The 21861-nt window shown below is 41.8% G+C and carries 24 protein-coding genes and 1 riboswitch; of the genes, 10 read left to right on the top strand and 14 right to left on the bottom strand.

All coding sequences use genetic code 11. The features are described 5' to 3' along the window. On the bottom strand, nucleotides 1–996 hold the full coding sequence (locus PGH26_RS11905; RefSeq protein WP_323691277.1) for an ABC transporter substrate-binding protein: 996 nt from the start codon (nucleotides 994–996) through the stop codon (nucleotides 1–3). Nucleotides 997–1075: 79 nt separating this feature from the next. Beyond that, nucleotides 1076–1180, bottom strand: a riboswitch (TPP riboswitch). Between the two features lie 166 nt (nucleotides 1181–1346). On the opposite strand from PGH26_RS11905, the gene PGH26_RS11900 reads away from it, so the two are divergent. Beyond that, the gene (locus tag PGH26_RS11900; RefSeq protein ID WP_323691276.1) at nucleotides 1347–2066 is read left to right on the top strand and encodes a YebC/PmpR family DNA-binding transcriptional regulator; all 720 of its coding nucleotides are present in this window, start codon (nucleotides 1347–1349) and stop codon (nucleotides 2064–2066) included. A 54-nt stretch (nucleotides 2067–2120) separates the two neighbouring features. Here the strand turns inward: PGH26_RS11900 and PGH26_RS11895 are convergent, their stop codons facing one another. Next, nucleotides 2121–3341, bottom strand: coding sequence for a carboxylate--amine ligase (locus tag PGH26_RS11895; protein ID WP_323691275.1), 1221 nt, complete (start codon nucleotides 3339–3341; stop codon nucleotides 2121–2123). A gap of 178 nt (nucleotides 3342–3519) precedes the next feature. Between PGH26_RS11895 and fbpA the strand changes: the two genes are divergently transcribed. The 3 genes from fbpA (at nucleotide 3520) to PGH26_RS11880 (ending at nucleotide 6436) form a co-directional block, all read left to right on the top strand. Next, nucleotides 3520–3669: a Fur-regulated basic protein FbpA gene (gene fbpA, locus PGH26_RS11890; protein ID WP_323691274.1), complete on the top strand. Its 150-nt coding sequence runs from the start codon at nucleotides 3520–3522 to the stop codon at nucleotides 3667–3669. A 75-nt stretch (nucleotides 3670–3744) separates the two neighbouring features. Further along, nucleotides 3745–5214, top strand: coding sequence for an amidase family protein (locus PGH26_RS11885; protein ID WP_323691273.1), 1470 nt, complete (start codon nucleotides 3745–3747; stop codon nucleotides 5212–5214). A 58-nt stretch (nucleotides 5215–5272) separates the two neighbouring features. Further along, nucleotides 5273–6436 carry a DEAD/DEAH box helicase gene (locus PGH26_RS11880; protein WP_323691272.1) on the top strand — a complete coding sequence of 388 codons (1164 nt, stop codon included), beginning with the start codon at nucleotides 5273–5275 and terminating at the stop codon, nucleotides 6434–6436. Nucleotides 6437–6479: 43 nt separating this feature from the next. Here PGH26_RS11880 and map read toward each other — a convergent pair whose 3' ends face one another. From map to PGH26_RS11865, 3 genes are all read right to left on the bottom strand, one after another. Next, complete coding sequence (gene map / locus PGH26_RS11875; RefSeq protein ID WP_323691271.1) at nucleotides 6480–7226, bottom strand: type I methionyl aminopeptidase; 747 nt, start codon at nucleotides 7224–7226, stop codon at nucleotides 6480–6482. Between the two features lie 77 nt (nucleotides 7227–7303). Then, on the bottom strand, nucleotides 7304–7675 hold the full coding sequence (locus tag PGH26_RS11870; RefSeq protein WP_323691270.1) for a magnetosome magnetite crystal formation protein family: 372 nt from the start codon (nucleotides 7673–7675) through the stop codon (nucleotides 7304–7306). A gap of 132 nt (nucleotides 7676–7807) precedes the next feature. After that, nucleotides 7808–8542: a hypothetical protein gene (locus tag PGH26_RS11865; RefSeq protein ID WP_323691269.1), complete on the bottom strand. Its 735-nt coding sequence runs from the start codon at nucleotides 8540–8542 to the stop codon at nucleotides 7808–7810. 209 nt (nucleotides 8543–8751) lie between these two features. Between PGH26_RS11865 and PGH26_RS11860 the strand changes: the two genes are divergently transcribed. Beyond that, nucleotides 8752–9297: a GNAT family N-acetyltransferase gene (locus PGH26_RS11860; RefSeq protein ID WP_323691268.1), complete on the top strand. Its 546-nt coding sequence runs from the start codon at nucleotides 8752–8754 to the stop codon at nucleotides 9295–9297. A gap of 139 nt (nucleotides 9298–9436) precedes the next feature. Here PGH26_RS11860 and PGH26_RS11855 read toward each other — a convergent pair whose 3' ends face one another. From PGH26_RS11855 to PGH26_RS11845, 3 genes are all read right to left on the bottom strand, one after another. Then, nucleotides 9437–10018, bottom strand: coding sequence for a beta-class carbonic anhydrase (locus tag PGH26_RS11855; RefSeq protein WP_323691267.1), 582 nt, complete (start codon nucleotides 10016–10018; stop codon nucleotides 9437–9439). Nucleotides 10019–10111: 93 nt separating this feature from the next. Continuing rightward, nucleotides 10112–10252 (bottom strand): hypothetical protein, encoded by a 141-nt coding sequence (locus tag PGH26_RS11850; RefSeq protein WP_191689938.1) that lies wholly within the window; start codon nucleotides 10250–10252, stop codon nucleotides 10112–10114. 100 nt (nucleotides 10253–10352) lie between these two features. Continuing rightward, nucleotides 10353–11585 carry an aminopeptidase gene (locus PGH26_RS11845; protein ID WP_323691266.1) on the bottom strand — a complete coding sequence of 411 codons (1233 nt, stop codon included), beginning with the start codon at nucleotides 11583–11585 and terminating at the stop codon, nucleotides 10353–10355. Between the two features lie 189 nt (nucleotides 11586–11774). Between PGH26_RS11845 and motA the strand changes: the two genes are divergently transcribed. After that, nucleotides 11775–12590 carry a flagellar motor stator protein MotA gene (motA, locus tag PGH26_RS11840; protein ID WP_323691265.1) on the top strand — a complete coding sequence of 272 codons (816 nt, stop codon included), beginning with the start codon at nucleotides 11775–11777 and terminating at the stop codon, nucleotides 12588–12590. Beyond that, entirely contained in the window at nucleotides 12574–13332 is a 759-nt protein-coding gene (gene motB, locus PGH26_RS11835; RefSeq protein ID WP_323691264.1) for a flagellar motor protein MotB, read from the top strand. The genes motA and motB overlap by 17 nt, the downstream gene beginning before the upstream one ends. A 69-nt stretch (nucleotides 13333–13401) precedes the next feature. On the opposite strand, the gene PGH26_RS11830 is transcribed toward motB, so the two are convergent. Both PGH26_RS11830 and PGH26_RS11825 read right to left on the bottom strand, forming a co-directional pair. Next, nucleotides 13402–13623 (bottom strand): DUF1128 domain-containing protein, encoded by a 222-nt coding sequence (locus tag PGH26_RS11830; protein ID WP_039042805.1) that lies wholly within the window; start codon nucleotides 13621–13623, stop codon nucleotides 13402–13404. A 43-nt stretch (nucleotides 13624–13666) separates the two neighbouring features. Next, nucleotides 13667–15043, bottom strand: coding sequence for an alanine/glycine:cation symporter family protein (locus tag PGH26_RS11825; RefSeq protein ID WP_323691263.1), 1377 nt, complete (start codon nucleotides 15041–15043; stop codon nucleotides 13667–13669). Between the two features lie 245 nt (nucleotides 15044–15288). Between PGH26_RS11825 and PGH26_RS11820 the strand changes: the two genes are divergently transcribed. After that, nucleotides 15289–15654 carry a YtxH domain-containing protein gene (locus PGH26_RS11820; protein WP_323691262.1) on the top strand — a complete coding sequence of 122 codons (366 nt, stop codon included), beginning with the start codon at nucleotides 15289–15291 and terminating at the stop codon, nucleotides 15652–15654. Between the two features lie 27 nt (nucleotides 15655–15681). Further along, entirely contained in the window at nucleotides 15682–16713 is a 1032-nt protein-coding gene (locus PGH26_RS11815) for a YihY/virulence factor BrkB family protein (protein ID WP_323691261.1), read from the top strand. Nucleotides 16714–16730: 17 nt separating this feature from the next. On the opposite strand, the gene PGH26_RS11810 is transcribed toward PGH26_RS11815, so the two are convergent. The 3 genes from PGH26_RS11810 to PGH26_RS11800 form a co-directional block, all read right to left on the bottom strand. Next, nucleotides 16731–18635 (bottom strand): heavy metal translocating P-type ATPase, encoded by a 1905-nt coding sequence (locus tag PGH26_RS11810; RefSeq protein ID WP_323691260.1) that lies wholly within the window; start codon nucleotides 18633–18635, stop codon nucleotides 16731–16733. Between the two features lie 255 nt (nucleotides 18636–18890). Next, the gene (locus PGH26_RS11805) at nucleotides 18891–19055 is read right to left on the bottom strand and encodes an SE1561 family protein (RefSeq protein ID WP_323691259.1); all 165 of its coding nucleotides are present in this window, start codon (nucleotides 19053–19055) and stop codon (nucleotides 18891–18893) included. A gap of 297 nt (nucleotides 19056–19352) precedes the next feature. Then, on the bottom strand, nucleotides 19353–19739 hold the full coding sequence (locus PGH26_RS11800; protein ID WP_323691258.1) for an OsmC family protein: 387 nt from the start codon (nucleotides 19737–19739) through the stop codon (nucleotides 19353–19355). A gap of 64 nt (nucleotides 19740–19803) precedes the next feature. Here PGH26_RS11800 and PGH26_RS11795 point away from each other — a divergent pair, with 64 nt between their 5' ends. Then, the gene (locus PGH26_RS11795; RefSeq protein WP_323691257.1) at nucleotides 19804–20979 is read left to right on the top strand and encodes an MFS transporter; all 1176 of its coding nucleotides are present in this window, start codon (nucleotides 19804–19806) and stop codon (nucleotides 20977–20979) included. 59 nt (nucleotides 20980–21038) lie between these two features. Here PGH26_RS11795 and PGH26_RS11790 read toward each other — a convergent pair whose 3' ends face one another. Further along, complete coding sequence (locus PGH26_RS11790) at nucleotides 21039–21842, bottom strand: polysaccharide deacetylase family protein (RefSeq protein ID WP_431312543.1); 804 nt, start codon at nucleotides 21840–21842, stop codon at nucleotides 21039–21041. Nucleotides 21843–21861: the final 19 nt, after the last annotated feature.

Raw genomic sequence — 21861 nt, 5'->3', positions numbered from 1 at the left:
TTAGTTGGGTAAAAACTCGTTTGTAAATGCATCTTTTGCGTTGAATTCACCTTCAAGCAAGTCGTTCTCTTCCATCCATTGTGCGTAATTTTCCCATGTTTTCAGCTGCTGTTCACCAAAACGAGGTGCATCATCCTGATATTTGGGAGAGAGCCATTGCTGACTTTTTTTGACGAGCTCAGGATCTAAATCCGGAACGGCTTTAATTAAGATATCCGCAGCTTCTTCAGGATGATCTATGGCAAACTCATACCCTTTTACAGCAGCCGCAACAAATGCTTTCACCTTCTCAGGATCTTTTGCAATGAGTTTTTCATTTGTTGTGATGACAGGTGTATAGTAATCCAGTTTTTCGGAGTAATCTTTTAAATATTGCATGTTCAGTTCCATCCCGCGCTGTTCCGCTTCGATGCCTGTCCAGCCGTAGTATACCCAGGCCAGGTCGATATCCCGCTGAATAGCTGTGAAGAAATCGGAAGAACCCATGTTGATGTATTTCACTTTACTGCTATCTCCATGATCTTTTTCCATCAGCGATTCAACGACAGCCTGTTCGACGGGTGCACCCCAGCCGCCATAATTTTTTCCTTCAAAGTCTTTAGGCGATTCGATGCCTTCTTCTTTTAACGAAGCAAATCCAGATGTATTATGCTGGATGATTGCTGCAATCGAAACGATGGGAATTCCAGCTGCACGGGCTTCTGTAAGAGCCTCTTGTGCTCCGATACCGAAGTCCGCTTTTCCTGATGCAACGAGCTGGTCAGCACCGGCTTCGCCCGGAAGCATGATGTCCACATCCAGTCCCGCGTCTTTAAAGTATCCTTTTTCTTCCGCAACATATAAACCGGTATGATTCGTATTAGGTGTCCAATCGAGTGCGAAATGGACCTTTTGTGCGGTTTCTTTGTCCGGGTTGCCAGACGTGCCTGGTTCTTTTTCTGCACCGCATGCTGTCATAAGCGAAGCGGCAAATAAGACTGTTAGTATTCGTTTCAATGAAATCCCCCTCCTGGAGTTTCACACTGCAACAAAAAACGTGCGCTCCCAATCTTCGGGAGCGCACGTCACATAATCATTATGAAATGAATATGTTCCCTCCGCTGGCGTTACCCAGATCAGGTTCAAAGGGTCTGCATGTATCCTGCATCTCAACCGGTGTCCGGTACCCCTACATATTGTCAGTGATGAAGTTGTATTGTAGTCATTTATTATTTTGCCATACTTATCTGAAACTAGCAAGTGTCGCATATTCAACGTTTTTTACTTTCCGCAATGAATTTAGTCATGATATACTAAGAAAAGGATATTAACCTCTGATTCATCCAAACAGAAAGCGAGTGGTCAAAATGGGCCGTAAATGGAACAATATTAAAGAAAAGAAAGCGTCAAAAGATGCAAACACGAGCCGGATCTATGCAAAGTTCGGTCGCGAAATATATGTAGCAGCAAAGCAAGGGGAGCCGGATCCGGAATCGAACCAAGCTCTTAAAATCGTCTTGGAACGTGCGAAAACGTACAGTGTTCCAAAAACAATCATTGAACGTGCTATTGAGAAGGCAAAAGGCGGCGGCGAAGAAAGCTATGACGAGCTTCGTTATGAAGGATTCGGACCAAACGGATCGATGGTCATCGTCGATGCGTTAACAAATAACGTGAACAGAACAGCTTCGGAAGTACGCGCAGCATTCGGTAAAAACGGGGGTAACATGGGCGTAAGCGGATCTGTCGCTTACATGTTTGACCATACTGCAGTTTTCGGAATTGAAGGAAAGTCTGCAGATGATGTTCTCGAACTTATGATGGAACACGATGTAGATGTCAATGACATTAGTGAAGAAGACGGACACGTATTAGTATACGCAGACCCAACTGCATTCCACGAGGTTCAAGAGGCATTTAAGTCTGAAGGAATCACTGATTTCACAGTCGCTGAACTGACAATGCTTGCCCAAAACGATGTCGAGCTGGACGAAGCATCTGCTGAGCAGTTCGAAAAAATGATCGATGCAATCGAAGATTTAGAAGACGTGCAGCAAGTCTATCACAACGTAGATCTTGGAGAATAAAACATACGAAAAAGCGACAAGAGCAGTTCTCAGCTCTTGTCGCTTTTTTTGCTGTCACCAATTATTATTTCGATACTTCTTATAATAATTGACCTGTCTCAAGAACAAATAAAGCTTGCGCTTCAAATGCTTGTCCCCTTTGTAGAACAATGGGTTCACAAACTTTCTCTGCTTCAGCAACCGTTTAATATCCCGTTTAACCGCCTTGTTCGTTACGAATTTCTTAAGAACAATTTTTGGAACTACCGTGAACAGGAACGGCTCATTTAGTAACACAAGCGGCTTTTGCTTGTGGTAAATCAGATCATCTACAAAATAGCTCGCCATATTATGTCCAAGCGCAGTCGTATAATAACTGGAACGGCCTTGTCGGATATTCACTTCAAATACTTTGAATTTTTTATCACGCGGGTCATACTTCAAGTCAAAGTTTGCGAAGCCCTGATACCCGACGGCTTCTAAGAAGTTTTTCAACTTGTACATCATTTCTTCGTTATATCTTGTAATTACAGCGGTGTAGTTTCCGATTGCCGTCACTGTATGTTCCTGTAAAACAACTTGTGCAAACGTAACGAGCTGAGTTTTTCCAGCAGAATCTGCATAGATCACAGAATCCCACATATATGTATCATCGCCGGGGATGAAATCCTGAATGATGAGTTCTTCGTTATAGCCGCTGTTTTTCACTGTTTCAATAACCTGATTCAATTCCCCAAGAGAATTCACTTTGTACACTTTTTGCTGTCCAGCAAACTTATTTTGGTTGTAGACAACTGTATCACTTGGCTTCACAATCACAGGATAATTCATATGCTCACTGAAAGGACCATCGGCTGCGCAATCGTAAAAGAATGTGAGGGGAGTATCGATTCCGTGTTCTTTACACAGCTTATAAAAGTGAGACTTAATCTGTAAATTATCCATAAGTTCACGATTGATATAGTTAAATGTGAAATATTCCCTTAAACGTTCTGCATGTTCAATGATGAGTCGCACGTACAAATCATTCGTACCGACAAGCAATAACTCGCGGCCGTCTTCTTTGTATTTTTTACTGATTTCAATAAGAATATCTGCAAATTTGTTTTCATCAGACAGCTCGTTATTCAATTCGATTTTGTGAGGAATTGTGCTGAGTTGCGTAAATGATAAAGGCTCTTTTCCGATTAATACTGGATGGATATGGTAGGCTTCGTGAAAAGAAATTGCCATATTGTATGCGTTCATGTCCGTACCGATAATGATTGGCAAGAACGGAAGTTTTTTTGCGTTCATGGTATCCTCCTAAAATGCGATGGAATTGTCGTACATAATTGTTCTCCCTTCTATATTACATGGAAAACACATTGGGATACAACAGATAGCCTAGGAGAGAGTGCGCCTCAACAGGTTTATAAATAGTACATAAAAGGAATACTGAAATATAGATCCGGTTCAAGGAGGAACAAGCACCATGTTGAAAATTGAAGAAACCAAAATGGATATGAAGCGTGAGGATGTCATCCAGCGACTAGTGGGGCGGGGGATTTTCAAGATTGATGGAAAACAGCTCTATGAACTGCCATTACTTCTATTAATGAAAGAATACTATAAGTATATATGATTATCAGTACCGGTTGAGGAGACAATCCCTTAGCCGGTTTTGTTTATACCAATATAAGTGAAGAGAGGAATGGACATGGAAGATAGTCAATCAATTCGTACTAGATTCAAATGGGTGATCGAAGCCGCTATACCTGCCATTCAGCAAGCTATGGAAGAAGGGGAGATTACCTCAGAAGAATTAGTATTGTTTTATATGGACCGCATCTCCATTAAAGGACAACTAACCAATGCGGTTTTAGAAATAAATCCACATGCCTTACAAATTGCGCAAGCACTTGACTTTGAAAGAAAGAAATCAGGGAAACGTTCTATGTTGCATGGGATCCCGATTTTACTAAAAGATAATATCGATACAGGCGACGCTATGCATACAAGCGCTGGCAGTTTGGCGCTGGAAAAGCACTATGCGTCCGATGATGCTTTCTTAGTAAAACAGCTCAGGAAAGCAGGAGCGGTTATCCTTGGGAAAACCAATATGACCGAGTGGGCGAACTTCATGTCAGATGAGATGCCAAATGGGTGGAGTTCTAGAGGGGGGCAAGTGCTAAATCCTTTCGGGAAATTCGAAGTGGGCGGATCCAGTTCCGGATCGGCTGCTGCTGTCAGTACTAATTTAGCGGCTGCTTCAATCGGCACTGAAACAACCGGCTCCATCATTCATCCGTCTGCGCAAAATGGAGTTGTCGGTCTGAAGCCGACGGTTGGGGCAATTAGCCGAAGCGGAATCATCCCCTTATCCGTGACACAAGATACAGCAGGTCCGATGACACGCACAGTAACCGATGCCGCACTTGTCTTTCAAGCGTTACTTGGACATGATCCAGACGATCCAATAACGATTACTTCGCAAAACTACAGTTCCACGGAGTGGCTTAGCTGCTTAAAAAAAGACGCGCTAAAAGGGGTTCGAATTGGAGTCGCAAGTTCTATATTTAGAAACGAAGTACCTGAAGAACAGATGCGGCTATTTAAGAATTCACTTAACGTTTTAGAAGACTTAGGCGCAAAAATCATGTCGGATATTGATCTCGGTACAACAGAAGATGATCTGGGCTACAATGTTCTCTTACATGAGTGTAAAGCGGCACTTAATCATTATTTAGGCAAAACAGCAGAAGCCAATTCCATTCGATCGATTGACGATATTATAAGGTTTAACAACAATCACTCCGAAGAGACATTGCGATATGGACAAAACTTACTTGAAAAAATAAATCATCGGAGTGGAACTTTATCAGAACATCCTTACATTGAAGCCTTATTGCGTAATCAGCATTTGGCAAAAAAAGTAGCACTTGGAAAAGCTTTAGAGCAAAACGGAGTGGATATATTAGCGTTTCCTCAAGATTATGGCTGCAGTTTTGAAGCAGCTGCCGGTTTTCCTTCGATCACCGTGCCGGCTGGCATGACAGATGAAGGAGAACCATTTGGCTTAACCTTTGCAGGACCAGCTTATTCTGAACCTTCGTTACTGAGCTTCGCATATGCTTTTGAGCAACAGACGCAGGCACGCAGCGAGTTGACAGCGGCGCAGAAGAAATAAGCAAGCTGATAACAAACTGTGGTAAACTGGTAGGAAGAGAGCGAAAGTGGGGATGGAAATGTCCTTTTTAGAAGGAATGAATCAAGACATTAAAGAAAAATGGAAATTTGAAAATGCGATGCCGATACAAGAACAAATGATACCCGAAATGCTGGCAGGGCATGACGTGGTTGCTGAATCTCCAACAGGTTCAGGAAAAACGCTTGCCTATGTGCTGCCATTGCTGGAACTGGCAGATGGTACGAAACAGCAAACACAAGTGCTCATCATGACACCATCTCAAGAATTATCCATGCAGATTGTAAATGTAATTCGTGAATGGACTGCTGGAACCCAAATTACGGTTACTCAGCTGATTGGCGGCGCAAATATGCAGCGCCAGATTGAAAAGTTGAAAAAGAAACCAACGATTGTTGTCGGAACACCCGGACGGCTCTCTGAGTTGATCAAGAACAAGAAACTGAAAATGGGAGAGATCCGTCATATTGTTCTTGATGAAGGCGACCAGCTTCTGTCACGCGAAAATCGTGTAGCTGTGAAAAACATGATTGAATCTGCTCATTCTTCACGTCAAGTAGCAGTTGTTTCTGCAACGATTACAGAAGACATTGAAGACGTTGCAGTTCGATTTATGAAAGAACCTGTACGTTTAAAAGTAACTGCAGAGGAAATGCCTGCATCCGGAAAAGTCGTTCATTCTTTTGTTAAAACGGAAGCACGCGATAAGACAGATGTATTACGAGGGCTGTCTCATATCCAGGGACTCCGGGCATTAGCATTCATTAACAATGTAGATCAGCTGCGCATGAAAGAGATGAAGCTTCAGTATGAAGGAGCTCCTGTTGCAGTTCTCTATTCAGATATGAACAAATTTGAGCGTCAAGATACATTGGACAAATTCCGGAAAGGGGAAATCCGGATTCTAATTGCGACGGATTTAGCAGCCCGGGGATTAGATATCGAAGGACTAACTCATGTTATCCACGTAAACGTTCCGCACACTGTCGAGCAATATGTGCACCGGTCTGGCAGAACGGGACGCGCGAGTTCTGATGGGGAAGTGCTGACATTATTGTCTTATCCAGAAGAGCGGGATTACCGCAAACTTGCCAAAGGATATAAGCCTGTTCAAAAAGTGTGGCATAGCGGTAAGCTGATCGAAGGAAATTCAAAAACCGTAAGCGGTCCAAAACCCTCATCACCTAAAAAGAAGAAAAAGTAAAAAAAGGTACGCTATGAGAGCTTCTCATAGCGTACCTTTTTGCTTAAAGTTCAGTCAAAATAATCGGTTTGTCTTTTGTAACGATAATCGTATGTTCGATTTGAGCAACAAGGGACTTATCAGGAGTGATAAATGTCCAGCCGTCGCCTTCTTCAATAATGTGCTCAGCCTTTTCAGAGATGAATGGCTCAACAGCAATGACCATACCTTCTTTCATGATTGTAGGTTCCCATGCATCATAATAATTAAGTACATGCTGGGGCTCTTCATGAAGTGTCGTTCCGATTCCGTGACCTGTAAGGTTCTTAATCACTGTTAATCCATTATCTTTCGCTTCGCGTTCTACGGCTTTCCCGATTTGGTTAAGTCGTGAACCCGCCTTCACTTTTGTCATCGCACGGTCAAACGCACTCTTTGCAGTATCGCATAACTTCTGCTTCGCTTCGTCAGCTGTTCCAAGAACAAAAGAAATGCCTGTATCTGCAAAGTATCCTCCACAAGACCCCGAGACATCGATATTAATAAGATCTCCGTCTTTTAGAACACGCTTGCCTGGGATTCCGTGGGCAACTTCATGATTGACACTGATGCACGTATAGCCAGGGAAATCATACTGATCGATTGGTGCAGAAACCGCACCTTTTTCAGCGAAAAGTTTTCCACCGAGTTCATCCAGCTCTTTCGTCGTCATACCTGGGGCAGCTGCTGCTTTCATCTCTTCACGAATTTCCGCTACAATTCTTCCGATTTTGCGCAAGGCAGCAATTTCTTCTTCTGTGTTTGCAATCATGTGAAATCCTTCTTTCTGTACTTTCTTTGTCACTTTTAACTATAACACATTTGAAAGGAACTACCCGAGAAGACGGTTTACTGTGTTTTAAACACTTTCACACCTTGCACGACATTCCAAATGAGGACAATCACAAACAAAAAACTGTACATCATCATAAAAAGAATGGGAGCTGCTCCCCAAAAACCAATGGAATGTGGTGCTGAAATCATATTTCCGGAGTTCAGAAAGTCAGCTGAAGTCTGCCGGAATGAAAAAAATTGAAAAAATGAAATGATGCTGGCCGCAACCAGTAAAATCGTAGGAATGAGGTGAGAGATAAGGGCACGTTTAGAGTGATGTTTGACATCCTTATTGTCAGCAACTATCCAAACGATAAAGGGAAGCAGTAAAGGTGCAAAAAACACACTGAAATAACTGAGTGAGGATAGTAATTTAGAGTTGTCCAAAATAGGTTCTCTCCCTTCTGTAAAAGCCATTAAAAGCAGTATTGCCAAAAACGCATCTAAATGCACAAAAAGTTTAAATTTCAATGAAAAAGCTTTTCAAAAAAATAACGTCGCTCCCGCAACTATTAGTTGCTAGAACGACGTCTCTTCGGTTTTGTCATAAGGTGTTGACGGAGCGAACATGTACAATCCTATGATCATAATCACTATTAAGAAAAGAGTGGATAAGGTGACGAAAAGTTCTTCGAAACGAATATTCACAAGGATTCCTAAAAATACCCAAGTGAAGACTGCAGTGAAAATTCGATCCCGATGATGGTAACTAAAGTGCAGTGCAATGGCTGTTAGGATTGTTAAGTTAATAATCGTCCATAAAACTGAGCTAATGCCCAAACGGTTCCATTCATCCAAAACAAGCAAGTAGTTCGCATTCATCACAAAATCAATTAGGGTCCACGAAAATAGCAGGGAAATTGGAATTCGCTGCCCCCACTCATTTTGCTTACTGGGATAAGTTCTGTAGAGCACATATAGGGAGAGCAGACCAATAGCGGTAAGCAGGAACGCCCAGCCAAAATAGCCATAATTCCATAATGGAAACCACACAGCATTTGCAAGACATGCAGTAATAAAGAGCAAAATCCTTTTTGTTGAAACTGAATCACTGGAATCAAATTGAATAATCCAGTATGCAAGAAATAGAATGATAAGCGGCCTGATTAGAAAAGTGAAATCTGCAGGCATAAGAAGAATAGGAAGTTTATGGGCTATCTCTATTGTAGTCATCCCGTTAAGAAGAGTGGAATTTGAAATCGTCAGTGCAGTTGCTAAAACAAGAAAAACAATTGCTAAAATCAGTTTTTTCATGAAATATCCTCCTCGTACCAGTATACTAGTAAATAGGAAGTTGTGAAAAAGTAATTATGAAGTTTTCGCAACAATTCTCCTGAATCTGTATGTATAGGACAGTTGTTTCAGGGGAGAACATGGTATACTAAGCAAAATGATTACATAAAGATGTATGTGCAAATAAGAAAATGGAATGGCTAACGACCTGTACAAAGGTGGAATTGAGCGTGATACTACTCGAAGGAACAACATGCTATTTACGCATATTAACTGAAGAAGATGCTGTGATTTTTACAGAATTGGTTTCGCGGAACAAAGAATACTGGACAGTTTTCGAACCTCGCCACGATGCCAGCTATTATACGGTGCCCATGCAACGGGAAAAAATTCGTGAGTCACTGTATCAAATGAGAGATCGCAGAGAGTATAATTTCGGAATTTTTGACAGCGAAACGAGCAAATTAGTTGGACAAATTTCACTTTACAGCATAAAGCGACTGCCTTTTTCAAGCGGATTTGTTGGATACTCGATTGACCATGAGTCTGCTGGTAAAGGAATGGGGACGGAAGCACTTGAAATGGTGACGAAATTCGGATTCGAAACTGCTGGCCTGCATAGAGTGGAAGCATACGTATCTCCGCGAAATGTTGCATCGATTCGTGTCCTTGAAAAAACGAAATTTGACCGGGAAGGACTGCACCGCAAACTGCTGTATATTAACGGTGTTTGGGAAGATCATTATATGTATGCCCAGCTTGAGGACGATTATTGAAAGGGTAAGACCGCATGGCGATTTTTAAAAAGTCGCTTTCGGATATGGTTCCAATAATAAAAAACACATTTCCACACGCTTCTGCAAGCGAAATGGGAATGTGTTTTTTATTGTCTATTTCCCGGGAAATAAAAAGGAATTAGTCGTTTTTTACAGTTGTTTTCGAATAGCCATCTTCAATCACGTCAAGTTTACCTGTCTCCGGATCAATTACCAATCCATGTACAGGAACCGTTGTATCCATTAACGGGTGGTTGCGTACTGCATCGACACTCTGTTTAACACTAGCTGTTACATCTTTGAATCCGTGCAGCCAGCCTTTAAGGTCAACACCTGAATACGCAAGTGTTTTAAATAGATCACGATCAATCCCTCTAGCTACCATTTTGTCGATAATTGACTCTGTATTAATGGAGCTCATGCCGCAATCATAATGGCCGACAATATATACTTCATCCGCTTGTAATTCATAAACAGCGATGAGCAGACTTCGCATGATACTGCCGAATGGATGTGCAACAAGGGCGCCAGCACTTTTAACGATTTTAGCGTCACCATTTTTGAAGTTCATGGCACTTGGGAGAAGTTCTGTAAGACGAGTATCCATGCAAGTTAAGATAACAACTCGTTTGTTAGGGAATTTTGTTGTGGAAAATTTTTCGTATTGATGCTCAGAAACGAACTGGTCATTATGCTCTAAAATAGTTGATAGAAGTGTCATTTGAAATCCTCCGTTTTTTAAAAGTGTATAGAGAAAAAGGGCGCCATATGGCAGCCCTTTTTGTATTCTCAAGAACCCAGTATAGGAATATGATTAGTAGGTGACATCTGGTTTTGGATCAATTACTTCGGAATCGTGCGACACTAAAGAATCGTTCATATAGTGAATCATGAACATCGCAGCTGCACCAAATGTAACTGCAAAACCGAGGATAGTAACGATTAGTAAGGCCATAATTAGTCTCCTCTCTATTGATAATCAGTGACTGCTTCCATTATACCTCATTTTCATGAAAAGTTTAAGAGCCTGTACGAACTTTATAGGAAATTCACTATTAGAACGCCCAAGTTCCTCTCCGGAAGAGTGGTTCAACGGTTCCATCTGCCAGAATACCGTCAATGTCCATTTCCCCGGATCCAATCATGAAGTCCACATGGGTGATGCTCTGGTTCAATCCGTTTTCCTCAAGTTCATTGCGGTTCATTTCTTTACCGCCATCTAAATTGAATGCATACGCACTTCCAATCGCTAAATGATTTGAAGCGTTCTCATCGAAAAGGGTATTGTAGAACAATAGTCCAGACGCTGAAATTGGAGACTCATGAGGGACGAGGGCGACCTCACCTAAATATTTAGCCCCTTCATCTGCATCTATCATATTTTCCAATACATCTTGCCCCTGACCTGCAGCAATATCTGTAATTTTGCCATCTTTGAAAGTAATCTTAAAGTCATCGATAATTGTTCCGCCATAACTTAGTGGTTTTGTACTTGAAACAACACCGTTAACTCCCGACTTTAAAGGTGCAGTAAAGACTTCTTCAGTTGGCATATTTGCCATGAATGTCGCACCATCAGCATTCACACTGCCAGCACCGCACCATGTATGTTTTTCCGGTAATTCAATTGTTAAATCAGTCCCAGGAGCTGTATAATGCAATTTGTGATAATGTTTGTTATTTAGATAATCTACTTTTTCATGCAGTCTCTGATTATGCAATTCCCACTCTGCAACGGGGTCAGCTGTATTGGCACGAGCTGCTTTAAAAATAGCGTTCCATAGTGCGGGTACTTGTTCTGATTCCGGTAAGTCAGGGAAGACAAGGGATGCCCAATCAGCTGAAGGAGCAGCAATCACTGTCCAGCTGAATTTATCTGCCTGCATCATTTGACGGAATCCATCGAGTGCTTGTCCGCTCGCTTTTTGAGCATCACGAATACGTGACGGATCAACATTTTTGAATAAGTCGGGACTTTGAGAAACGATGCTCATAAAAGCAGTTCCCTTTTTTGCAAGTTCCTCGCGTTCTGCAATTTTCCAAGAAGGAAATTCTGTAAAAGAATCTGCAGGTGCTTGTTCGTAGCGGATCCGGGAGATAACATCATCGCTCCAGTCAACAAAGACTTGCCGTGCACCCGCCGAATACGCTTTTTCAACGATGATTCGGACAAACTCCCGAACGTCTGTAGAAGCACTTATAAAGAGGTTTTGATTGGGCTGGATATTCACGCCGACTTTGACGGCCAGCTCTGCATAATTTTGTAATTGCTGTTCAAATGTATTCAATAGATTCATACCCCTTTCAGAAAGTACTTTAATAGTACCAATTCTGGTTTGAAAAGTGCAAAAAGAAAGACTTGAATCCGCTTACACAGAGAAAAGAAAAGATTACTGAGATTTCTCGATCGGATTGTCTAAAGAAATCACAGATTATGACGAAATAAATAGAAGAATGAAAGACATGGAGGTCTTTACATGGATTTATCAACAGTATTTGGGTTAATTATGGGTTTCGCAGCAGTATTGGTTGGAATGGTACTAAAAGGTGCGCCACTTGTGAACTTGGTGAATCCTGCTGCTTTCCTGATTATCATAGTTGGTACTATAGCTGCGATAGTCATCGCATTTCCGATGAATGAGATTAAAAGGATACCGAAATTGTTCGGTGTGATTTTCAAAGAACAGAAACTTACTTCAGACGCAAATATTATCCGGATGTTTTCATCTTGGGCAGATGTAGCAAGAAGAGAGGGGCTTCTATCACTTGAAGCGCAAACCGATTCTATCGAGGATCCTTTTTTGAAAAATGGTTTGGGACTTGCCATAGACGGACAGAACGCCGATTATATCCGAGATGTACTTGGTGAAGAAGTAGATGCAATGTCAGACAGACATTCTGCCGGCTCTCTTATTTTCACGCAGGCGGGTACATATGCGCCTACGCTCGGTGTACTCGGTGCGGTAATCGGACTCATTTCTGCACTTGGGAATATGAACGATACCGAAGCACTCGGTCATGCGATTTCCGCAGCTTTTATCGCGACATTACTGGGGATTTTTACAGGGTATGTCCTCTGGCATCCATTTGCTAACAAACTAAAGCGGAAGTCAGCAGAAGAAGTGCGTCAGAAGAACATGATGATTGAAGGAATCCTTTCTGTTTTAGAAGGAGAAGCTCCACGCGTAATTGAACAAAAGTTATCTTCATATCTATCTATGGAGGAACGTCGTAAGCTTGCTAACGAAAGCCCGAAAGGCAAGGAGGCGGGAGAAGTTGCCGAAGAAGCGTAAGCGCAAAAAAGATGATGGCCACGTTGATGAATCCTGGCTTCTGCCTTATTCAGACTTGTTAACATTGCTCCTGGCTTTGTTCATCGTATTGTTTGCATCCAGTTCTGTGGATGAAGCGAAGTTCAGTCAAATTTCATCGGTGTTTAATGAAATTTTTGACGGGGGTAAAGGGGTTATGGAGAGTTCTTCTCCAACTACAGTACCTGTTCCGAAGGATGACTTAGGTGCTGAAAACGATAATTCTTCCTATTTAGAGGACCAGCGTTCACTTGGAGAAATCCAAGAAAATCTAGAAGACTATATTGCTGAAAATGAGTTAGAAGGACAGTTTGATACAAAGCTTACGGAAGAGGGGCTGCTGGTCACGATACGTGACAGTGTGTTGTTCAAAACTGGCAGTGCCGAAATCGACACACAATATCGTTCGATTGCATCGGACATTGCAAAATTACTGGTATTTGAAAAGCCCCGTCAAATCGTGATTGCTGGTCATACGGATAATGTGCCGATGGTTAGCGGTCAGTATAAATCGAACTGGGAGCTCAGCGTTATGCGTGCAGTTAATTTCTTGTCAATTATTGCTGAAAATGACCAAGTGGATCCAATGGCATTCAGTGCTAAAGGCTATGGAGAATTTCGTCCTATTGCAGCAAACGATACAGAGTCCAATCGTGCAAAGAACAGACGGGTTGAAGTTTTAATTCAACCGCTCGTATTAAAAGACGGGACGGCATATGAATAACCGCTAAATAAAAAGCAGCAGCTCCGCGGAATGGGAGCTGCTGCTTTTTGCTGTAAAACGTATTGAAAATTAACCGCGAAGTGAACCGAGTTCGGCAACAATTGCCTGCATCTCGTTCGGTGTAATGGTCTCGCGTTTCATTACCATTTTGTAAATGTAATGAAGATCTTCGTATTTAGATGTACTGAAGTTCTCTGCCTTCATTGCATCTACATTGACCATACGAAGCTTTTCTTTAATTTCAGTAATCATATAAGAGACATTTTCAGGAGTGGGTTGAGTTAAGTCCATAGTTTTTTTCCGCCTTTCGCTATCTATGGACTTAATCATTCCATTAATTTAAGTCACTGTCAACCTGCATATTCTCTTTTTGTTCTTTCTCTTCTTTGATTTTAGCTTGGAAACGTTTAGACTCCATTACAATGACACCAGACAAGCCGAGAAGGCCGATAAGGTTTGGAATCGCCATCAGACCGTTTAGAACATCTGCGAGTGTCCATACAACATCTAGAGTAGCTGTAGCACCTACGAAGATGAAGAGGACAAAGACAATGCGATAAGCGAAAACAGCTTTTGGATTCGGGAACAAGTACTGGAAGCACTTCTCACCATAATAACTCCATCCAAGAATCGTAGACGATGCAAAGAAGATAAGTCCGATAGTTACAATCATGGGTCCGGCTCCGCCAAGGAACTCACCGAATGCTGCACCAGTTAATGCTCCTTTATCGATACCGTTCTTCCACTGCCCAGACATAACGATTGTTACGCCGGTGATTGAACAGATGATCAGTGTATCAAACAAAACTTGTGTCATTGAAATTAGTGCCTGACGTCCAGGCATGTCGGTCTTTGCTGCTGCTGCAGCGATTGGAGCAGATCCGAGACCAGCTTCGTTTGAGAAGAGTCCGCGAGCAACTCCGAAACGAATGACTGTACCAATCGCTCCGCCGGCAAGTGCTTGACCAGAAAATGCATCGCTGAAAATCAAGCCGAATGCAGCTGGAACCAAGTCGAAATTTAAGATAATAATAATTGCTCCTGCAATGAAATAGAAAAGTGCCATAATCGGAACAAAGAATGCTGTTACTTTACCGATTGACTTGATGCCGCCTAAAATTACAAGTGCCCCGAAAATGACGAGTGCAATTCCAGTTACCCAGAAAGGTACGTTAAACGCATTATTCATCGCATCTGCAACCGCTTTAGATTGTGTTCCGTTACCAATTCCAAATGCAGCAAATGCACCGAAGATGGCAAATAAAACACCTAGCCATTTCTGTTTAAGACCATGTTCTAAGTAATACATCGGTCCTCCGGCCATTTGACCATTTGCATCTTTCACGCGATATTTAACTGCGAGTACTGCTTCTCCATATTTAGTTGCCATTCCGAATAGTCCCGCGATCCACATCCAAAAGATTGCTCCGGGTCCTCCAGTTGCAACAGCACTGGCAACACCTACGATGTTACCTACACCGACCGTCGCAGCCATGGCAGTCATCAACGCTTGGAATTGAGTGATATCGCCGTCTGCTTTTTTGTCGTGATTTCTAGAAAACACTTGTTTCAATGAGTACGGTAATAATCGAAACTGAATGAATGTGAGCCGGAACGTTAAAAATATCCCCGTTCCAACAAGTAAAATGAGCAGTGGCGGTCCCCAAATTATGTCACTTAACTTTCCTAAAAATGCTTGTGCTTGATCCATCCCAATTCCCCCCTTGTTGTTTGACCAACTATATGTTTATAAATACGAAGAAAGAAGTACACACCTCCATAAATAATCGAATATTCCAACTAATATAATTAGTTGTTGTTATTAAGTACTAATATTGCGAAACTTCAGTGCATACGTCAAGTACTTTTTTAAAAGCTTGAGCGGATTTGTTTGTTTTTTACTGACTGGGGTATAATACGGTAAGCAATTAAGTAATCTATTTGGAGGTAATTCTTATGGGAAATAGTAAACTTGGCAAATTCATCTTATTAGGCGCATTACTTGGCGGGGCAGCTGCTTTGCTCGATCGTGCGACACGTAATTCTGTAATGGGCACTTCGAAAAAAGCGGCAAATGAAATTTCGTATTATGCTAAAAATCCTGATACCTTGAAGCAGAAATTGGCAGATCAGAAAGACAAATTCCAAGCGGCTTATGAACAATTATCTGGAGATGTTTCGTATATTAAGGAACAAGTGGAAGAACTTAAAGCATTGACACCTCAAGTGAAAGAATTGGTTACAGATACGAAGGAAACATTTGTCGATTCAAAAGAAGAATACGAAACAATTATGAAGGATTCACCAGCAGCAACCTCTTAAATTCCGAAGCGAAAGGAGTGAACCGCTTTGAAAGAAGATAAAAACAACAAGTTGTCCGATGGGTCGCCTTCACTTAAAAAGGCCCATCAGGACAAACCATACATAAACGAAGTATCTCATCGTTCTAACGATGAGGGGCATAAATTTTCTGATTCGAAAATAGGCGGTTTTGTCTCCGATATCCAAGAAGGCGAACTACATACTTTTGATGTCACGACAAAAGACGGGTTCATGAAAGAGTTAATCTTGCGTATTAAAACCGTTGATGTATCCGGACTTGGTGCCGAGCTCTCTTACTTCTTCTTATTTTCAATGTTTCCTATGCTTATTTTTCTTTTCACACTGCTGCCGTATTTAAATCTGGACCAGTCAGAAGTCATGCTTTTCATAAGGGACTATGCACCGCCAGAGGTAGCAACGATGATTAGCGATATTCTTGAGCAAGTGCTGGCTAACAAAAACGGAGGACTGCTGTCTATTGGTATTTTGGCGACACTTTGGTCGGCATCCAAAGGGATGAATGCACTTACGAAAGCTCTGAACCGCTCTTATTTCAAAGAGGACTCACGGTCATTCGTGGTTCAGCGCGGAATGTCGATTGTCTTTACAATTATGCTTGTACTTGTAGTCGTAGTGGCACTCGCTTTACCTGTCTTTGGAGAACAGATCGGCTCAGTGATCTTTTCGTACTTAGGATTTGAAGGTGGGTTTAATACATTATGGAATCAGTTGAGATTCATACTGCCGCCGGTACTGATCGCTGTTGTCTTCACACTTATCTATTGGTTAGTGCCTGATGTGAAGCTTCCATTTAAAACAGTACTCCCGGGAGCTTTGTTTGCAACAATCGGCTGGATTATTACGACTCTCGGATTCTCATTTTATGTGTCCAATTTTGGAAGCTATGCAAATACGTATGGCAGTATCGGTACCATTATCATATTAATGCTCTGGCTCTATTTCTCCGCAATTATTCTTATGATTGGCGGACAAATAAATGCAGTTTCAAAAGAACGGACAGAACGACTAAAAGAAATAAAAAGCAATGCCGCGGTGTAAAACCGCTGCATTGCTTTTTACTTTGTTGTATTTAGCATTCGCAAACCATTTAGAATGACAAGAATCGTACTACCTTCATGCCCAATTACTCCAAGCGGCAGATCGACAACTTGCATAAAGTTGGAAATGATTAGCATGACGATGACGAGAATAGAAAAGAATACATTCTGTTTGACAATCCGCTGCATCTTCCTTGAAAGCTTTATCGTGTATGGCAGTTTCGTTAAATCATTTTTCATCAGAACGACGTCTGCTGTTTCCAATGCCACGTCAGTGCCTTCTCCCATTGAAATTCCGCTAGTTGCAGTAGCCAGTGCTGGAGCGTCGTTAATCCCATCCCCAACCATTCCGACTGCACCGTATTCATTCATTAATTCTTTGACTTTTTTAACTTTCATATCGGGAAGACAGTCTGCTGTATAAGAGTCAATCCCAGCTTGTGAAGCAATGGCTTTTGCGGTTTTTTCGTTATCTCCCGTCAGCATAATCGTTTTCAAACCAGCTTTCTTGAGTTCACGAATTGCTTCAATTGCTTCCGGCCGGAGCACGTCTTGCAGTGCAGCAGCTGCTAGAATGCCTTCCTTATCTTTTATAAATAGTACAGTTTTACCCTCATCTGCAAGTGCAAATGCATCTCCATTATGAAATGCTTTCGCTTTGTCGATCCCAACAAAACGGGGGCTTCCAACGAGTACTTCTCCTTCGGGAGGAAATGCACGCAAGCCGTTACCAGGAACTTCTTCAATGTCAAAGTTGCGTCGCATTGGTACTTCTTTAGTGAGTGCGTAAGCCGTAACAGCTGTTGCGAGCGGGTGATTCGAGCGGGATTCTATGCCAGCTAAGAGTGACAACGCATCCTCAGCGGAAGTACCTTCACGGACGATGAAGTCCGTAACAACGGGCTTGCCAGTCGTAAGCGTCCCTGTTTTATCGAATACAATTGCACGTAATGAGCTTAAATGTTCGAGGTGAATTCCGCCTTTAAATAAGACACCTCGTTTTGCACCGTTAGAAACAGCTGCAAGCGTTGCAGGCATGATTGAAGCGACTAGCGCACATGGGGAGGCAACCACGAGAAGAACAATCGCTCGATAGAACGTCGTAGTCCAATCCCATCCGAACAAGAAATGCGGTAAGAACAGCATAAGAGCAACTGTGAGAAGCACAACTTTGACATAACTTCCTTCAAACCGTTCGATGAACTGCTGAGAAGGAGATTTTTCACTTTGTGCATTCTGTACCATTGTAATAATTTTTTGGAATAAGGATTCACTGCTTGGTTTAGTCATTTCCATTTCAATTACGCCGCTAATATTTACTGTTCCTGCAAATAATTCATCACCGGAACGCTTATCAGCTGGAACGGATTCACCATTAATCGCTGACATATCAATAGAAGTACTGCCTGTTAAAATGATGCCATCTGCAGGGATTCTCTCACCAGCCTTGACCAGCAGTCTAGCGCCAACCGCAAGGGAATCTGTTGAAACACTTATTTCTGTGCCATCATCTTGTATAAGCCAAGCTTCTTCAGGCTGTAATTCCATAAGTGAAGAAATTTCCTTGTGACTTTTGTTCAACGTGTAAGTTTCCAGCGCTCCGCTTAACGCAAAGATGAAAATCAGAACCGCACCTTCGGCCCAATATCCAATGATCGCTGAACCAACTGCTGCCAGGACCATTAACATTTCAACATTAAGTTCCTTATTTTTGATCGTTTCTTCAATTCCTTCTTTGGCTTTCGCATAACCGCCGATCAAAAAAGCAGTTACATAAAGAGCTATGGAAAAAAGTTCTGCTCCGTTTTTTCCGCTTAACCAAGCCGCTATAATGAGTACCCCTGATAGAATAGCTAAAACCAGCTCAATATGTTCTTTCCAGGTGATCGATTTCGGTGGCTCGGTATTTACATGGGTTGTCATAACACCACTCCTAATTGAGAATGAATTTCACTTTCATTTACCTTATAAAAATCACAAAGTCGCATTTCGTAAGGGGAATCCGACTTAAATAATATCAGTTACTACTTTATAATGACTATTAATAGTAGTATACCATAGTTGAGAAAAAAGTGTCACACTATGTTTTTTGTGCGGGAACCTGAATTTTTTATATACAAAAAAAGCAAGGGCTGTGAAAAACCCCTGCTGTTCAATGCATTATTAAATTTAAAATTGTTATTTCATCTTGCCCATTCGTACTTCTAAATCGTCAACGAGGCTAATGAGACGATCGATCTCTTCAATATCTGCGGTTTCAGGTTCAATCGTATCAAGCGTTTCCAAAAACTGATTAAGCCGGACTTTTAAATCATCAACTTGATTAGATGGTGAGTTTTGCATAGTGGTCACCTCTTTCTATACACTTATTTTAACGGAAGTGGGCGATCAGTTCAATTAGCTGAAAATAAATTTTGTTTTAACTATTCACAATTAAAAGTTAATGTGTTATGATACTTCTAATCACAAAAAGGAGGGCAGATGCAAAAATTTAACCATTGAGAAGGAGGCGATTCGAAGACGTCTGGAAAGGGAAATTCTATTGGCGAATTCGCAGTAAATTTATGAACAATTTAATTACAACATAAAGCCCGGCCCTTAGTGAAAAACAAGAGGCCGGGTCTTTTAATGCGCAAAAAATCAGTTCACAAGTTCGTATGTCTTTTTAATATCGATGCAATCGGCAACAGATTGGTACATCGAACAGTTTTTATCTGTTAACTCAAGAATTTTAGGCATCTTTTCATCCGTAAGACCATCTGCTTGGACCGTAATGTGGAAGTGAATTTTTTCAAGACGGCTGGCATCATCTTGTGATCGGACTACTTCCTTCACTTCGATGTTAATGGATTGAGCAGGCATTCTTTTTTTTTCTAATATCTTCCGCATGACTCCGCCCGTACACGCAGCAATAGAAGAAACCATTAACTGGTAAGGACGGAATCCTTTTTCTTCATTAGAAGAGATTTCGAGCTTACCAAATTCTGTTTCAGTTTCAAAGCCGTATTCTGTCATTTCGAATTTCATTAAAATTCCCTCCTTTGTATGCTATCATTATATAGGTTTTTGTTGAATAAGGGGTGTTTGACGAATGGCTATCATAAAAGACTCGCAACAGCACCGGTTTTGGGTGCTAGTCGTGATCGTTTCAATTTCTGGTTTTTCTCAAGGGATGCTGCTCCCGCTAATTTCAGCTATTTTTGAGCAAGATGGCATTTCAGGCACGTTAAATGGATTGAATGCCACTGGATTATACATAGGAACATTGTTAGTTTCTCCATTCATGGAGGCACCGTTGCGAAAGTTCGGTTATAAACCAGTCATTATTGCGGGTGGTTTAATCGTTATGATTTCGCTTCTATCGTTTCCTTTATGGAAAAGTGTCGTGTTTTGGTTCGTTCTCCGTTTATTTATAGGAATCGGAGATCATGCTCTCCATTTTGCCACACAAACTTGGATAACGAGCACTGTTTCACCTGACCGTTTAGGAAGAAGTATTTCCATCTATGGGCTATCTGTAGGAGTGGGATTTGCAATTGGTCCGATGTTTGTACCGCTCGTTTCAATAAATGAAGGGCTGCCTTTCATCGTCTCCGCATTACTCACAATGTGTGCATGGGGACTCGTATTTACGTTAAGAAATGACTTGCCGGAAGTAATGGCAGGAACGGCAACTGCCGGTCATTTTGGAAACCGTGTAAAAGCGACAGTGATTGTTGCTTGGATTGCATTCCTTGGACCATTTGGTTATGGCTTTCTGGAGTCTTCATTGAATGCAATGTTTCCTGTATTTGCACTTCGAAATGGAATTACTTTAGGTATGGTAGCCATTATCATTCCTGCCTTTGCTTTTGGGGGCATTCTATCTCAAGTGCCTCTTGGAATTATATCTGACCGAATTGGCCGCCGTCCGGTTTTACTGATCGCGTTAGGCGGTGGGACACTTGCGTTTACAGGTGCAGCGCTGTTCAGTGCTTATGCATTCGGAATTATGGTCATGTTTTTCATCGGGGGCATATTTTCAGGATCTCTCTTTTCCCTGGGTGTTGCGTATATGTCAGATCTTACCCCAAAGCATTTACTGCCAACAGGAAATTTACTTTGCGGCATATTCTTCAGCTTTGGCAGCTTGACGGGTCCCATACTTGGTGGATACGTGCTGGAAGTATCCCAGCAAAATTACTTATACTTGTTTGGTGCCTTCCTCGGAACTTTATTTTTGCTAACGTTGATGGGAAAGAGAACGGTAAAGCGGGAACTCACATAACGAAAAGAAAAACAGAGACGCCGAAATTGGAGATCGGGTCTCTGTTTTTTGAAATCATTTTACTGCAGGCTTCCTAATTGGATATCCTCATATTCCATCACAAGTTCGTCCAGTGAACCAAACGTGTACCCTTTTTTCTTGGCATCTCTGATGAAATCCGGGAGTGCTCCCGAGTTATCAGAAGAAACGGTGTGCATTAGAATGACCGCGCCAGGGTGCAACTGATTCATAAGCTCGTTATAAGCGAATTCTTTTCCTTTCGGCTTATCCGCATACCAGTCGATAAAAGCGATTGACCAGAAAATATGTCGATATCCCAGCGAATTCCCAACAGCGAGTAATTCCTCATTAAAGATACCTTCTGGCGGTCTCGCATACACAGTACGATCGATACCCGTAATCTCTTCAAGAAGAGTATCGAATTTTTTCCACTCTTCTTCCATCTGGTGAGGGCTTAGTTTTGCCATATTGGGGTGATCAAAAGAATGATTTCCGATTCCATGTCCATCTTTGACCATCCGTTTTACAAGTGGTTCAGCACTTTTCAAGTAATGCCCTGTGAGGAAGAAGGTGGCGGGAGCATCCTCTTTCTTCAGCGTGTCCAATATACTTTCCGTTTCACCATTCTCATACCCATTATCAAAGGTTAAGTAGACAATCTTTTCATCGGGCTTGCCTTTATAAATTGCACCGTACTCATTTAACATCGATTCAAGAGCGGATCCAGCATTTGGAGGTTCTCCGTTCATCGCTTTCTTAAAACCCCAATGAAATTCGTCAGCATGAGCGGCAAATGGATTGAAAGCGAGTCCTACGACTATCACGAATGCCGCCATTAATATACCAGGGCCATGGTGTTCCATCATATCGAGCACACTCCTT

The organism is Sporosarcina jeotgali (assembly GCF_033304595.1).
Taxonomy (GTDB): domain Bacteria; phylum Bacillota; class Bacilli; order Bacillales_A; family Planococcaceae; genus Sporosarcina; species Sporosarcina jeotgali.
The sequence above is the reverse complement of the archived record's forward strand: the minus strand, read 5'-3'. Positions and strand labels throughout refer to the sequence as shown.